The following is a 14706-nucleotide window of genomic DNA, read 5'->3' on the forward strand; positions in this document are numbered from 1 at the left end:
TTTTTTTTAACTACTAGTATTTGTCTATCACAGAACAAAGTTGATAGCTTGATTACAAGTTTTTTAGATAAAAAAGAAACCAATTATTTTAAAGTTCAACAACATTTTAAAAGAGCGATATTTACTGAAGCACAGATAAAAAGACTTTTAAAAGAAAGTACTGAGAGTGATTATGTGATAGGAGAAATATTTGCAAAAAAGGTTGAAGGGCGTTTATTTAGAAATACAACAGAGTATAGCAAGGCAGTAGAAAAGTATAACGAGGCATTACAGTTAGCAAAACGAATAAACAGTAAAGAAGCAGAGATTGTAATATTAAATCAATTAGGAGTTGTTTATAGGCGTCAAGATGAAATTAAATCAGCCTTAAACCATCATCAAGCAGCTTTAGAAATTGTTTCTAAAATACAAAACCCAAATGAGGATATTAAAAAGAGCAATAGTATTACTATAAATAGTATTGGAAACATTTATTTGGCACTAAAACAATACGGAAGAGCTTTAGAAAAATTTAACCAATCTATACTTATTCAGGATAACTTAAATGATAGAAAAGGTTTAGCAATTAACCATCAAAATATTGGGTTTGCCTATAAAAACATTGGAGATTTAGATTTAGCGTTAGAAAATTATCAAAAATCATTAAGATATAATACTTTAAATAATGACAAATTAGGAAAAGTAATTTGCCATAATAGTATTGCTGATGTTTTAATTCAAAAAGGAAAATACAATGAAGCATACGAATATATTATAGAAGTTATTACCGTAGCAGAAGAAATAGGTAATAGATATTATTTAGCAGAAGTATACAATACGTTTGGTTGGATATCTATAAAGTTAAATAAAGATAAAGATGCTAAAGATTATTTAGAAAGATCACTTAAAATAGGCTTAGAAAATAATATTCTTTCTAGTTTAACATTATCATATGCACACTTATCTGAATTAAATCAAAAAAAAGGAGATTATAAAAAGGCTTTAGATTACTATCACAAATCTATAGATGTAGAGAGAAAAACGTATAATAATAAAAATATTAGATATGTAAACAGCCTTATTGATAGGTATGATAGTGAGGTAAATACTAATAAAATTAAAGGCTTAGCAAAAGAAAATGAAATAGCTAAACTAAAATTATTAAGAAACCGTAATATTTTAATTATAGCACTGGTATCAATAGCTTTATTTGGAGTTTTATTATACTCAATATACAGACAGCGTTTGTTAAAAAATGATAAACAAATATTACTTTTAGAACAAGATGCTTTAAGAATTCAAATGAACCCTCATTTTGTGTTTAATGCATTAAATTCTATTAAGTTGTATATTATTAATAACGAACAAAAAAATGCAGTTCGTTATTTAAATAAATTTTCAAAGTTAATCAGAAACATTCTAGAGTCTAGTACGGTAAAAGAAGTGAGTCTTGCAGAAGAGCTTAAAACAATGAATTTATATATGAGTATTGAAAATATTCGTTTTTCAAATGAAATAATATATGAAGAAAAAATAAATTCAAATGTAAATATGGAAGTTATTAAAATACCACCATTAATTTTACAACCTTTTTTAGAAAATTCTATTTGGCATGGTTTGTCTTCAAAGAAAGGAAATAAAAAAGTAGTATTATCTGTTGATAAAATCTCAAATAAATTTGTTCAAATTGATATAGAAGATAACGGAGTTGGACGTAAAGAAGCTTTTAGAATTAAAAGCAATAAAACATTAAATAGAAAATCGATAGGTATTGATTTGACTAAAGAAAGATTGATGAATTTTTCTTCTCAATTTGAAAATGATTATTCATTGGTTTATGTTGATTTAATAGATGAAAAAGGTGAAATTAAAGGAACAAAAGTATCTTTAAAACTACCTTTAATTTAAAAGTTAAATTTTAACTGCACCCATGTTGTTTCTTTTATTTCGGTGTTTAAATTGCTAAAAGAAATACCAAGTAAACGAACAGAGTTTTTTAAGGATTCTTGATATAATAGCTCTTTTATAATCGGATAAAAATCTTTTTTATCTTGAATATAATTATCAATAGTTTTACTTCTAGTTTGTTGTGTAAAATCGCTGTATTTTATCTTTAGAGTAACGGTTTTTCCCTTGGTATTTGATTTTTTCATTCTGCGTTCTAACTCATCTGCTATTTTTTCAAGACGTTGTAACATAAAAATTTCAGAAGATAAATTTTCATTAAAAGTAGTTTCGGCAGCAACAGACTTTCTAATTCTATTCGGTTTTACCTCGCTATTATGAATCCCTCTTACAATATTGTAATAATGCAACCCAGATTTGCCAAATAAAATAGTAAGCTCTTCTAGTGTTTTTTTCTTTAAATCTAACCCTTTAAAAATACCTAAATTATGCATTTTGGCAGCGGTAACCTTACCGACACCGTAAAATTTATTGACAGACAGTTCTTCTAAAAACGGAACAACTTCATCAGGATTAATGGTTTTCTGACCGTTAGGTTTATTAATATCAGAAGCAATTTTAGCTACAAATTTATTGATAGATATTCCTGCGGATGCTCTTAATTCGAGTTCGTTCCAAATGCGTTCACGAATTTCTTCGGCAATTAAACTAGCTGATAAATTACTTTTTTTGTTATCGGTAACATCTAAATAAGCTTCATCTAAAGACAGTGGTTCTACCAAATCGGTATAATCGTAAAAAATTGCTCTAATTTTTGAGGAAATTTCTTTGTAACGATCAAACCTAGGAGGAACAAATATTAAATGAGGGCATTTTTTTTTAGCTAACATACCACTCATGGCTGATCTAACGCCAAATTTTCGAGCTTCGTAGCTAGCAGCTGAAACTACACCACGTATTTCATTACCGCCAACAGCAAGAGGTTTATTTCTTAAGTCAGGATTGTCTAATTGCTCAACCGAAGCATAAAAGGCATCCATGTCTACATGAATAATTTTACGATATGGCGGTTGAAGAGACATTTTTTGAAGCTAAATTAGAAGATGAAATTACTCATTTAAAAAGAAAAAGCACTCGAAAGAGCGCTTTTAAATTGATTTATTTCTTAAACTTTAGGACTTCAGATCTTCCTTTTTTGAAAATTTTATTACTATTTCCTTTTCCTCTACGAAGTTCTTTTTGCTCTTCAAAAGGCAATGCAGCAATTTCTTTACATTCGTCAGAACAACAAGTATTCATTTTCTCTGAACAAGATTTACATTGAATAAATAATAAGTGACACGCTTGATTCTCACAATTTACATGCTCATCAGATGATTCGCCACATTGATGACAATTAGAAACTACATCATCTGTAATGCGCTCTGCTCTTCTGTGATCAAAAACAAAATTTTTACCAATAAATTTATTTTCAACACCTTCATCTTTTACCTGACGTGTGTATTCTATAATTCCGCCTTCTAACTGAAAAACGTTTTTAAAACCTTTGTGTTTGTAATATGCAGAAGCCTTTTCGCAACGAATTCCGCCAGTACAATACATCAATAAATTTTTATCTTCTTTGTTGTCTTTTAAATCTTCTTCAATAATATCTAAAGAATCTCGAAAAGTATCTACATCGGGAGTAATTGCGCCACCAAAATGCCCAATTTCACTTTCGTAATGATTACGCATATCCACACAAACAGTGTTTGGGTTGGCTAACATTTCATTAAATTCTTTAGCATTTAAATGCACACCTTTATCGGTAACATCAAAAGTATCATCATTTAAACCATCGGCTACAATCTTGTTACGAACCTTTACTTTTAACTTTAAAAATGATTTGTTATCGTGTTCAACCGCAACATTTAACCGAATATCTTTTAAAAAAGAAATAGCATCTAATTGCTCTTTCAGTTGTAAGAAATTATCCGCAGGAACAGACATTTGGGCGTTAATTCCTTCGTAAGAAACGTATATTCTACCAAGAACTTCTAATTCATTCCATTCTAGGAATAATTTATCTCTAAATAATTGTGGATTTTCTATCTTAAAATATTGATAGAAAGAAATTGTTAAACGATCCTTACCGGCTTCGTCAATTAATGCAGCGCGTTCTTTTGCGCTTAACTTATTGTACAGTTGCATGCTATACTTTTTTTAGTTAGTCAAAATATGTGGTGATTTCTATAAAATCTTTGCAAATGTAGTCCTTTTTTGATTTTTAATGTTTAAAACCACACTTTTTACTGCAATTTGATGTTTTTTGAACTTTAACTAAAAATATCAATAAAAACAGATACAACTAATTCAATTTTTTTAAACCTTTGTAGTATTATTGATTAACACAACTAAATAATAAAAAATGAGAGTAGCAGTTGTTGGCGCCACCGGAATGGTAGGTAATGTAATGTTACAAATATTAGCAGAACGTAATTTTCGCGTAACAGAATTAATACCTGTTGCTTCTGAACGTTCAGTAGGTAATAAAATTGATTTTAAAGGAACTGAATATACTGTTGTTGGTTTAGAGACCGCCGTTAAAATGAAGCCAGATTTGGCATTGTTTTCTGCGGGAGGTGAAACTTCTTTAATTTGGGCTCCGAAGTTTGCTGAAGTTGGTACAACGGTAATTGATAATTCTTCTACTTGGAGAATGGATCCGACCAAAAAATTAGTTGTTCCTGAAATTAACGGAGATGTGTTAACATCAGAAGATAAAATTATAGCAAATCCTAACTGTTCTACGATTCAGTTAGTAATGGCATTAGCGCCTTTGCATAAAAAATATATGATGAAGCGTGTGGTAATTTCTACCTATCAATCTGTTTCAGGAACCGGTATAAAAGCTGTTCAGCAATTAGATAACGAAGAGGCTGGCATTGAAGGCGAAATGGCTTATCCTCATAAAATAGGAAGAAATGCTTTGCCACATTGTGACGTTTTTTTAGAAAACGGATACACTAAGGAAGAAATGAAATTGGTAAAAGAGCCAAAGAAAATTTTACGTGATGATTCTTTTTCTATTACTGCCACTGCGGTTAGAATTCCTACTGCAGGCGGACATTCAGAAGCAGTGAATGTGCAGTTTAAAAATGATTTCGATTTAAAAGAAGTTCGTGAAATCTTAAATAATACTGCCGGAATTATAGTGCAAGATGATGTAGCTAATAATTTATATCCAATGCCAATAACAGCACACAATAAAGATGAAGTTTTTGTAGGTAGAATTCGTAGAGATGAATCTCAAGACAACACCTTAAATCTTTGGGTTGTTTCAGATAATCTTCGTAAGGGAGCCGCAACTAATACGGTACAAATAGCTGAGTATTTAGTCGCTAATAACTTGATTAAAAAATCGATTGCAGTTTAAAATGTAATTTTATATGTATATAATCCTGTGCTAATTAGTACAGGATTTTTATTTTTGGAAAATGAATAAAGAACTAATAATTACAAATACCATAGCATTCGTAAAAGAAACACTACAAGGTGCAGAGGGTGGACATGATTGGTTTCATATAGAGCGTGTATATAAAAATGCTTTATTAATTGCCAAAGATGAAGATGTTGATGAATTTATAGTATCGCTAGGTGCGTTATTACATGATATTGCTGATGCTAAGTTTTATGATGGCGATGAAACTGTGGGGCCAAAGTTGGCACGTGAGTTTTTAGAAAGCGAGCAAGTTACCGAAGAGGTTATTATAAATATTGAAAATATTATTCAATTTATTTCATTTAAAATAAGTTTGGCAAGTGGAGAAAAATTTAGCTCACCAGAACTAAGTGTGATTCAGGATGCAGATAGGTTAGATGCGATTGGTGCGATCGGAATTGCTCGTTGCTTTAATTATGGAGGATTTAAAAATAGAGCTTTGTATGACCCTGAGATAGCTCCGAATTTGAGTATGACAAAAGAAGAGTATAAAAAATCTACAGCTCCAACAATTAATCATTTTTATGAAAAGTTATTACTTTTAAAAGATAAGATGAATACCAAAACAGGTAAAAAAATTGCGAACAAAAGACACATTTATATGAAAGGTTTTTTACAGCAATTTTATGATGAATTTAATGGGGTTAAATAGTATTTTTTTTAAGAATAATTTATTTAATTTTTATTTTAAATAAAAAAACCGCAATATAAGTTGCGAGTCTTTAAAAATAATATATATTTGTCTTAAGAGTTAATAATTCCCCTTTATTAATTACAACAATCCCCTAAATTGTTAAAAAAGCATCTAGAGATCTAGATGCTTTTTTATTGCTCTTGTTTTTTTGTTATCCAGGAAAATTTGGTTTTCTTTTTTCTAAAAAAGCGGTTGTTCCTTCTTTAAAATCGTCTGTACTAAAAGAATCACCAAACTCAGCTATTTCGGTTTCATAACCATTTACACCGTCTTTAAAATTGTCATTTACGGCTCTAATTGCTGCGCTAATCGCTACAGAAGAATTGCGCATTATTTTACTAGCTAACTTTTCTGCTAAAGGTATTAATTCTTCTAAAGAAACTACATGGTTTACTAATCCCCATTGTTTAGCATCTTCGGCAGATATCATTCCTGCTGTCATAATTAATTCCATCGCTTTTCCTTTACCAACTAATTGAGGTAAGCGTTGTGTACCACCATAACCAGGAATTACACCTAAAGATACTTCAGGTAAACCCATTTTAGCATTGTCTGATGCTACTCTAAAATGACAAGCCATTGCTAATTCTAATCCGCCACCAAGAGCAAAACCATTTATAGCTGCAATTACAGGAGTTGATAAGTTTTCTACTAGATTAAATAACGATTCTTGTCCTAATCTAGCTAATCTACCACCTTCTTCTACAGAGAAGTTTGCAAATTCAGAAATATCAGCACCAGCTACAAATGCTTTTTCACCACTTCCGGTAATAATAATTGTTTTTACATTTGTATCATTTTCTAAGTCTTCAAAAGCTGTGCTTAACTCTTCAATTGTAGCGCTATTTAAAGCATTTAACTTTTTTGGTCTGTTAATGGTAATTGTTGCTAATTGGTTAGTGATAGACACTAAGATGTTTTCGAAATTCATTTGATTTAAGTTTTTAAGGCCTGTCGAAAATTCTCTAGGCGTAAATTTTTAAGTTTTAGGCAAAATAACAGTAAAAACGGTTCCTATGTTTTCTGTTGATGTGAAACTGATAGAGCCGTCATATGCTTCAATTATATTTTTTATCATTGGTAAACCTAATCCCATTCCACTTGTTTTGGTGGTAAATTTAGGTTCGAAAATTAATTCTTTATTTTGTTCTGTAATTCCTTTTCCGTTATCAGACACTATAATAATAACGTTATTCCCTTCAGAAGTTACTTTTACTTCAATTCTAGGAGTAGTTTCATTTTCTGCAATTGCTTGCGTGGCATTTTTTATTAAATTAGTTAAAATTCTAATTAATTGAGTTTTATCTAAATTAGCAAATAGCTCGGTTTCTTGCGGAATGTAATGTATGTAATCTTCAGAGAAAATATCTAAAGAATGTTTAACAATATCAACTACATCTAACCTTTCACGACGTTGTGTTGGCATTTTTGCAAAGTCTGAAAAAGCAGAAGCAATAGAGCTCATTACATCAATTTGCTGAATTAATGTTTCACTGTATTCAGATAACTTTTCTTTTATGGTCGGGTCTTCTGGGTTAAATCTTCTTTCGAAGCTTTGAACGGAAAGACGCATTGGTGTAAGTGGATTTTTTATTTCATGTGCTACTTGTTTGGCCATTTCTCTCCAGGCCTGTTCACGTTCACTTTTAGCAAGTTTTACAGCACTTTCTTCTAATTGATCAATCATATTGTTATAAGAATCAATCAAAGAATTTATTTCTGAACTAGCAGAGTTCAACGTAATTTTTTCATTTCGCTGATTTAAACGAGTTTCTTTAATTTTTTCTGAAATTGTTTTAATAGAACGCGTAATATAACTCGATAAAAAATACGCCAATGAAATAGCAGTAATAAACATTAAGAGGTAAACTAATAAAAGTCGCGATATAAATTCACGTAACTCTTTTTCTTGCTCTTCATTATCTTGTGCTATTTGTAATTTTAAAATACCAATTCGTTTAAACCTGGTATCATTTATATAGGTATAAGACGATTGATAGGTGATTCCGTTTTCATCTCTGTCTTTTATAACTTTATGGTCGGAATTATTAGCAAGTTCTTTTATAATATCTAAGGCTAAATTAGCGCCTTCTTTTTTATCAAAATTATAGGGGATAGATGATTTTAAAAGATTTCCATCCATATCGTACATAGATACCGTAAGTTTATGAACATATGCAATATCATAAATACGATCTTGAAATATTTTAGCTAAATTATTAGTGGTAATAGGGTATGTTGTTTTGCGTTTTAACTCGATTTCTATATCGTGTTTTGTAGCATTTTCTTTTCTATTGAATCGTAAAACATTATAATCATCTGTTTGTTCACCGTATTGAAATATGGTGACTATTAAAATTAAAATAGAAGCCAACAATACGAGTAGTATCATTGATAAAAAAATTCTAATCCGTAGCGATATGTTTTTAATGTATGGCAAATTTATAGTGCTATTTTTTCTTCCTTCGTGTGCAAAAGACGAGTTAATTTAATTGATAAATCTAATAAGATTATTTTAGCATTCCCATTTCTTTCAATATGGTATTGAGCTTCACTTACTTCCTTTTCAATAACTAAAATATTTGTACTGTGTATAAAAGGGGCAAATTTTTCTAATTGAAAATTAGCAGATTTTGTTTCTAGGAAAACTAAATCTGGTGTTCCGTAATTTAATAGCAACGCTTGCCTAAAAAACTGCAAACAGTATTGTAAAAACTGTTTTTGTGTTTCTCTTCCAGATTTAGCAATAGCTTCAGACCATTTTATTAAATCCTGAATTACAGCAGCGTTTCCTTTGGCTTTAAAGGCGGCACGAATCCATGTAATAAACCATTCTTCAAAAATTAAATCATTAGAGTTGTTGTTTAATATATGCAATGCTTTGTTGTAATTTCCTTCAGATTGATGCGCTATTTTTATAGCTTCATTTTCTGCAACATTCTCGTTTTTAACTAAAGTGTTTGCAATATCGGCATCACTTAAAGAAGGGAAATTTAATGCTTGACAGCGAGATTTTATGGTGTTTATAATTTGCTCTTCATCTTCAGTAATTAATAAGAAAATGGTTTTGTTTGGCGGCTCTTCAATCAATTTTAGTAATTTATTAGAAGCTGCAATGTTCATTTTTTCAGCCATCCAAATAATCATTATTTTAAAACCGCCTTCGTAAGATTTTAATTGTAGTTTTTTAACAATATCTAAGGCTTCATCAACACCTATTTGACCTTGTTTATTTTCTACACCAATATGTTTAGACCAGTCGAAAATGCTTCCGTAAGGTTGCGTTTCTATAAAACTTCTCCAATCATTTAAAAATAAATTACTAACAGGATGTTTTTTTACAGCATCGTTTGTGGTTACAGGAAAGGCAAAATGTAAATCGGGATGTTGTAATTTATTACATTTTATATTACAGGCCTCTTCGTTGCTTGATGATTTACATAATAAATATTGAGCATAAGCAATCGCCATAGGCAAAGTACCAGAACCTTCTTTACCAACAAAAAGTTGCGCATGCGGAATTCGGTTATTCTCAGCCGATTGCTGTAAATGCTTTTTAATATGTTCCTGTCCTATAATTTTATCGAAAGTCATGCAACAAATATAAGATTTCAAATACAGAGAACAACCAATAAAAAGAAACAACAGATTGTTTAGGGCTAATTGTTTAGAATGGTTCTATTTTAGTATATTTGTGACCCAATTTATACGTGTCATTTGAATTCAATCGCAAATTTACAGCTCGGAGAAAGGGGAATTATATCAGAACAGTGTTTAGATGTTATTCCTTTAAAACTATTAGAAATGGGTTGCTTACCAGGAACAGAAGTAGAGTTATTACAAATAGCTCCCTTTAAAGATCCGTTATACATTTGTGTAAACGGCAGTCACTTGGCGATACGCAAAGAAACGGCAAGTAAAATTGTAATTACCAAAATATAATTGATGGATAAGCGTATTAAAGTAGCTTTGGTTGGAAACCCAAACACGGGAAAAACATCATTATTTAACCAATTAACGGGTTTAAACCAAAAAGTTGGTAATTACCCTGGTGTAACGGTCGATAAAAAGCAAGGAACCTGTAAGTTGTCAGGTATAAACACTGCAATTATTACCGATTTACCAGGAACATACAGTATCAATCCAACCTCTATTGATGAAAGTATTGTTTTAAAAACCCTTTTAAGTTCTCGGGAAGATGAAAAGCCAGATGTAATTGTAGTGGTTGCAGATGTAGAGAATTTAAAGCGAAATTTATTACTCTTTTCTCAAATTCAAGATTTAGAAATACCCACGATTTTAGCCTTAAATATGGCAGATCAAATGCTGCGTAAAGGTATTTTAATAGATATAGAGAGTTTAGAAAAAGAACTACACACAAAAGTAGTTTTAATATCTGCTAGAAAAAACGAAGGAATAAACGACGTAAAAAAAGAAATTGAGAATTATAGCCTATTAAAACCCCACTCTAATTTTAATGAGATTTCTACTAAAATAGATAAAGATTATTTTAGTAAGCTAGAAAAAATAAGTCCAAGTTTTTCATCATATGAATTATGGATGATGCTTACAAAGCAGCATATTTCTTTGCTTTCTGATAAAGAAAAAGAACAGTTACTGTTTTTTAACGACTCAGGTGTTAAGCAAAAAAAATATCAGCATAAAGAAACAATTTATCGTTATCAGAAAATAAATTCGATTTTAAATAAAACATATAAAGTTGACGCCTCTAAAGCAACGGATTTACGTGCAAAGTTAGATCGTGTTTTTACACACAAAATATTCGGTTATATTATTTTCTTCGGATTATTATTGTTGATTTTTCAATCCGTTTTCGATTGGGCGTCAACACCAATGGATTTAATAGATGACTTATTTGCAAACATTGCTGATTTTACCAAAACAAACTTACCTGCTGGTATGTTTACAGATTTATTAACGGAGGGAATTATTCCGGGAATAGGTGGTGTTGTTATTTTTATTCCGCAAATAGCCATTCTGTTTTTATTTATAGCCATTCTAGAAGAAACTGGTTATATGAGCAGAGTCGTTTTTTTGATGGATAAAATTATGCGTCGTTTTGGAATGAGCGGTAAAAGTGTAATTCCGTTAATTTCTGGTACTGCATGTGCAATACCCGCAATAATGGCAACACGAACTATTTCTAGCTGGAAGGAACGATTAATAACCATTTTAGTAACACCTTTTACAACCTGCTCGGCACGTTTACCTGTATATGCTATTTTAATAGCCTTGATTATTCCTAACACCAAAATATTCGGAATATTAAGTTTACAAGGATTAACCCTATTAGGGTTATATTTTATAGGATTTGCAGCAGCAATAATAGGTGCTTACATTTTACATAAAACATTAAAAGTAAATAACACTTCGTTTTTCGTAGTAGAAATGCCTAATTACAAGCTTCCTTCGGCCAAAAACGTATTTTTTGATGTGTTAGAAAAAACAAAAGCCTTTGTTTTCGGAGCTGGGAAAATAATTTTAGCCATCTCAATTGTATTATGGTTTTTAGCTTCGAACGGGCCATCAGCCTTTGAGAATGCAGAGAAGAATGTAATAGAGAATGTTGCAAATCAACAATTATCAGCAGCTGAATTATCACAAAAAATCGCATCCGCTAAATTAGAAAACTCTTATATCGGTATAGCAGGTAAAGCAATAGAACCTGCCGTGAAACCATTAGGTTACGATTGGAAAATAGGAGTTGGTTTAATAGCTTCATTTGCAGCAAGAGAAGTGTTTATTGGTACGTTAGCAACAATTTATAGTGTTGAAAATGATGATGAAAATATTTCGACAATTAAACAAAAGATGGCGGCCGAAATAAACCGTGAAACGGGTGAAAAACGATACAATTTTGCTACCGGAACATCATTGTTATTGTTTTATGCCTTTGCAATGCAGTGTATGGCAACTTTAGCTATCGTAAAAAGAGAAACAAAAAGTTGGAAATGGCCAATAATACAACTTATAGGTATGGGAGCATTGGCATATTTAACGGCATTTATAGCATATCAAATTTTAAGTTAATGCAAGAAATTATTACGTATATCATAGTCGGTTTAGCAGTGTTTTTTTTAGTAAAAAAGTTTTTTATTAAAAAAAGCAACAAAGGTTGTAGTACAGACTGTAACTGTTCTTAAGAACAAAATAATATATTTTTGTTTGTAACACTTTATGTAATTAATGTATGTTTGTGGTATTATAATTGATGTTTAATCTGCATCTATAATTGATATAAAATTTAAATATGAAAAAAGTATTTTTAATAGCTGTTATTTTTATCAGTTCATTTGCACAAGCGCAACAAGAGGTAAAAGTAGATATATTAGATGCCCTGGCATTAAAAACAGTAGAGGTTTCTTACGAATATTATACTAGTGAGCAATCATCTATAGGTATTTCGGCCTTGTTTAATTTCGAGAAAAAATCATCGGATTTTAGATACAATGAAGAGCTAATGATTACACCTTATTTTCGTCATTACTTTACAAATAATAGTAACTGGAATTATTTTGGTGAAGTTTTTATGGGGATTAATACAGGTGAAAAAGAAATTAAAATAGAAGGAAGTGAAACAAAACAGTATAAAGAATATACAGATGGAGCTTTAGGTATTGCTATCGGTTCTAAATACGTATCATCAGGAGGTTTTGTTATTGATGTTTATGCAGGTTTAGGAAGAAATATGTTTTCTTCAGAATCGCGCTCTGTAGTGCCAAGAGTTGGTGTTAATGTAGGATATAGATTTTAGTGTAAAACTGAAATGAAATGATTAGAAAGCTTGCATTATGCAAGCTTTTTTGTTTGTATAACATTAGCTAAAATAAAACTTATACAGGCTGGTATAACCCAACCTAAACTATAATTGGCTAAGGGAATAAAGTTTTTAATAGTTGTTAAGTATGCACCAGGAATAATGAATCCTAAAAAATCAGGGATACTGAATATAAATGTAACGAGTACCACTATTTTAAAAACGATGTTAGATGTGTACTTGTTTGAAAGTACATTTAAAATAATTAAAATAATTGTTATTGGGTAAATAAACATTAATATTGGTAGTGCAATGTTTATAATATAAGTTACATCAAACTGACCAACTAAAACCCCAAGAATACATCCAATTACCGCGGTAATTGTAAACACTTTTTGAGAGTTGTTACTAATTCCTTTAAAATAATCAGCAGTACCAGTAATAATTCCTACAGCAGTAGTAAAACAAGCTAAGGCAACTAAAATACTTAAGAAAACACTACCTATATTTCCTAAAGTTTGGTTGCTTAATGACTTTAAAATCTCTGTTCTATTAGACCCTTCAGTAAAAGTTGAGCTAAACAAAACACCATTATAAATAAGGCCTGCATAAATAATTAACAGCCCTAAACCAGCAATAAATCCAGCTTTAGTAATCAGTTCTTTTTTGTAGTTAAAAGATGCTTTTTTGTTAAAATTCATAGAGATCACCAAAACACCACCTACTACTATCGAAGCAATGGCATCGAAAGTTTGATACCCCTCTAATAAACCATCAACAAAAGGTGTTTTAAGTGTGCTTGTGTTTATGGCATCTGGAGCGGTAAAAATCCCAATAAAAATAATAGAAAGTAGCATGCATATTATAAGAGGAGTTAAGAACTTACCTATAAGATTTAGTATTTTAGATCGGTTCATGGCAAACAAAAAAACAAATCCGAAGTAAATACTACTTGTAATTAAAGAACTAATAGCACTAAAATAAGGTGCAATAGCCATTTCATGAGTGACCGAAGCTGTTCTTGGTGCTGGTAACGCAATACAAATTGCGTAAATAACAAAACAATATATAAGGCTAAAAGTAGGGGATACTTTTTTAGCAAAGTCGTACATGGTACCTTGTAATTTGGCGTGTGCTATAATTCCTAATATAGGAATGAATACTGCGGTAATAAAAAAACCAATTGTAACCCAACTCCATAAATCACCAGCATTTTTACCTAAAAAAGGAGGTAAAATTAAGTTTCCTGCTCCAAAAAACATAGAAAACAAAGCAAATCCTGTAATGTATATATCCTTAGTCTTATTCATTCTTATTCGTGTTTGTAATTATATAAATGATGAAATTTATAAATAGATAAAAAAGAGCAATAGCAATTAATGTAAATTTCATAAAAGCAAGGTAGTAAGCCATTAAAGCTAAATTTTTATCAGTACTGCCTAATAATATATGTATCAATCCTATGTTTTCAATAGCATCAAAACAGGCGGTAAAAAATTGAGAAAACAATAAGACAAGTCCAACTATATAAAATGGTTTTCCGCGCCAAAGTATTTTATTGAGTTTGTGAATTAACAACGCTATTAAGACTAGATAAATAGTTAAAAATAAAAAATCAATACCTAAGCTTATACCTGCATTAATTTTTGCATTTGCATCCCAAGAATTAAGAATAGCTTGAGATATGCGAATATCTTTAGCTAACTCAAAAGATATAATTCCGTTTTCACAAACATCATTAATTAAAAAATAATCAATGCTTAGCATCGCATATCCAATACAAAAAGTCATAATGGCTAAAAAAATAGTAACTTTTTTTTCGGTTTTACTATCTAATAAATAAAAAGGGGAGGTTAACATAATTTTATA

The 14706-nt window shown here is 30.4% G+C and carries 13 protein-coding genes; 6 read left to right on the forward strand and 7 right to left on the reverse strand.

The genetic code is table 11. The annotated features are described in order from the left end of the window. Positions 1-48: 48 nt before the first annotated feature. Entirely contained in the window at positions 49-1887 is a 1839-nt protein-coding gene (locus tag AC28QF_RS02865; protein ID WP_488200864.1) for a tetratricopeptide repeat-containing sensor histidine kinase, read from the forward strand. Here AC28QF_RS02865 and dinB read toward each other — a convergent pair. Both dinB and trhO read right to left on the reverse strand, forming a co-directional pair. After that, positions 1884-2966, reverse strand: a complete 1083-nt coding sequence (gene dinB / locus AC28QF_RS02870) for a DNA polymerase IV (protein ID WP_488200863.1) — start codon at positions 2964-2966, stop codon at positions 1884-1886. The two genes, AC28QF_RS02865 and dinB, sit on opposite strands and share 4 nt — an antisense overlap. Positions 2967-3042: 76 nt before the next feature. After that, complete coding sequence (gene trhO, locus AC28QF_RS02875) at positions 3043-4074, reverse strand: oxygen-dependent tRNA uridine(34) hydroxylase TrhO (protein WP_488200862.1); 1032 nt, start codon at positions 4072-4074, stop codon at positions 3043-3045. Between the two features lie 217 nt (positions 4075-4291). On the opposite strand from trhO, the gene AC28QF_RS02880 reads away from it, so the two are divergent. Both AC28QF_RS02880 and AC28QF_RS02885 read left to right on the forward strand, forming a co-directional pair. After that, positions 4292-5299: an aspartate-semialdehyde dehydrogenase gene (locus AC28QF_RS02880; RefSeq protein ID WP_488200861.1), complete on the forward strand. Its 1008-nt coding sequence runs from the start codon at positions 4292-4294 to the stop codon at positions 5297-5299. A 61-nt stretch (positions 5300-5360) separates the two neighbouring features. Further along, entirely contained in the window at positions 5361-6017 is a 657-nt protein-coding gene (locus tag AC28QF_RS02885; RefSeq protein ID WP_488200860.1) for an HD domain-containing protein, read from the forward strand. 193 nt (positions 6018-6210) lie between these two features. On the opposite strand, the gene AC28QF_RS02890 is transcribed toward AC28QF_RS02885, so the two are convergent. From AC28QF_RS02890 to AC28QF_RS02900, 3 genes are read right to left on the reverse strand one after another with little or no spacing between them, the layout of a single operon-like run. Next, positions 6211-6990: an enoyl-CoA hydratase/isomerase family protein gene (locus AC28QF_RS02890; RefSeq protein WP_488200859.1), complete on the reverse strand. Its 780-nt coding sequence runs from the start codon at positions 6988-6990 to the stop codon at positions 6211-6213. A gap of 48 nt (positions 6991-7038) precedes the next feature. Continuing rightward, on the reverse strand, positions 7039-8451 hold the full coding sequence (locus AC28QF_RS02895; RefSeq protein WP_488200858.1) for a sensor histidine kinase: 1413 nt from the start codon (positions 8449-8451) through the stop codon (positions 7039-7041). 50 nt (positions 8452-8501) lie between these two features. After that, a complete protein-coding gene (locus AC28QF_RS02900; protein ID WP_488200857.1) occupies positions 8502-9653 on the reverse strand; it encodes a DNA polymerase III subunit in 1152 nt (383 codons plus the stop codon). A gap of 123 nt (positions 9654-9776) precedes the next feature. On the opposite strand from AC28QF_RS02900, the gene AC28QF_RS02905 reads away from it, so the two are divergent. The 3 genes from AC28QF_RS02905 to AC28QF_RS02915 all read left to right on the forward strand — a co-directional run bounded on the left by AC28QF_RS02905 (position 9777) and on the right by AC28QF_RS02915 (position 12834). Beyond that, positions 9777-10001 (forward strand): FeoA family protein, encoded by a 225-nt coding sequence (locus AC28QF_RS02905; protein WP_218771742.1) that lies wholly within the window; start codon positions 9777-9779, stop codon positions 9999-10001. Between the two features lie 3 nt (positions 10002-10004). Further along, positions 10005-12110, forward strand: coding sequence for a ferrous iron transport protein B (feoB, locus tag AC28QF_RS02910; protein ID WP_488200856.1), 2106 nt, complete (start codon positions 10005-10007; stop codon positions 12108-12110). Between the two features lie 220 nt (positions 12111-12330). Continuing rightward, entirely contained in the window at positions 12331-12834 is a 504-nt protein-coding gene (locus AC28QF_RS02915) for a DUF3575 domain-containing protein (protein WP_488200855.1), read from the forward strand. Between the two features lie 35 nt (positions 12835-12869). On the opposite strand, the gene brnQ is transcribed toward AC28QF_RS02915, so the two are convergent. Both brnQ and AC28QF_RS02925 read right to left on the reverse strand, forming a co-directional pair. Continuing rightward, positions 12870-14147, reverse strand: coding sequence for a branched-chain amino acid transport system II carrier protein (gene brnQ / locus AC28QF_RS02920; protein WP_488200854.1), 1278 nt, complete (start codon positions 14145-14147; stop codon positions 12870-12872). After that, a complete protein-coding gene (locus AC28QF_RS02925; RefSeq protein ID WP_488202408.1) occupies positions 14140-14697 on the reverse strand; it encodes a hypothetical protein in 558 nt (185 codons plus the stop codon). Before AC28QF_RS02925 ends, brnQ begins: the two co-directional genes overlap by 8 nt. Positions 14698-14706: the final 9 nt, after the last annotated feature.

It is taken from the genome of Tenacibaculum sp. M1.3A (assembly GCF_057732375.1).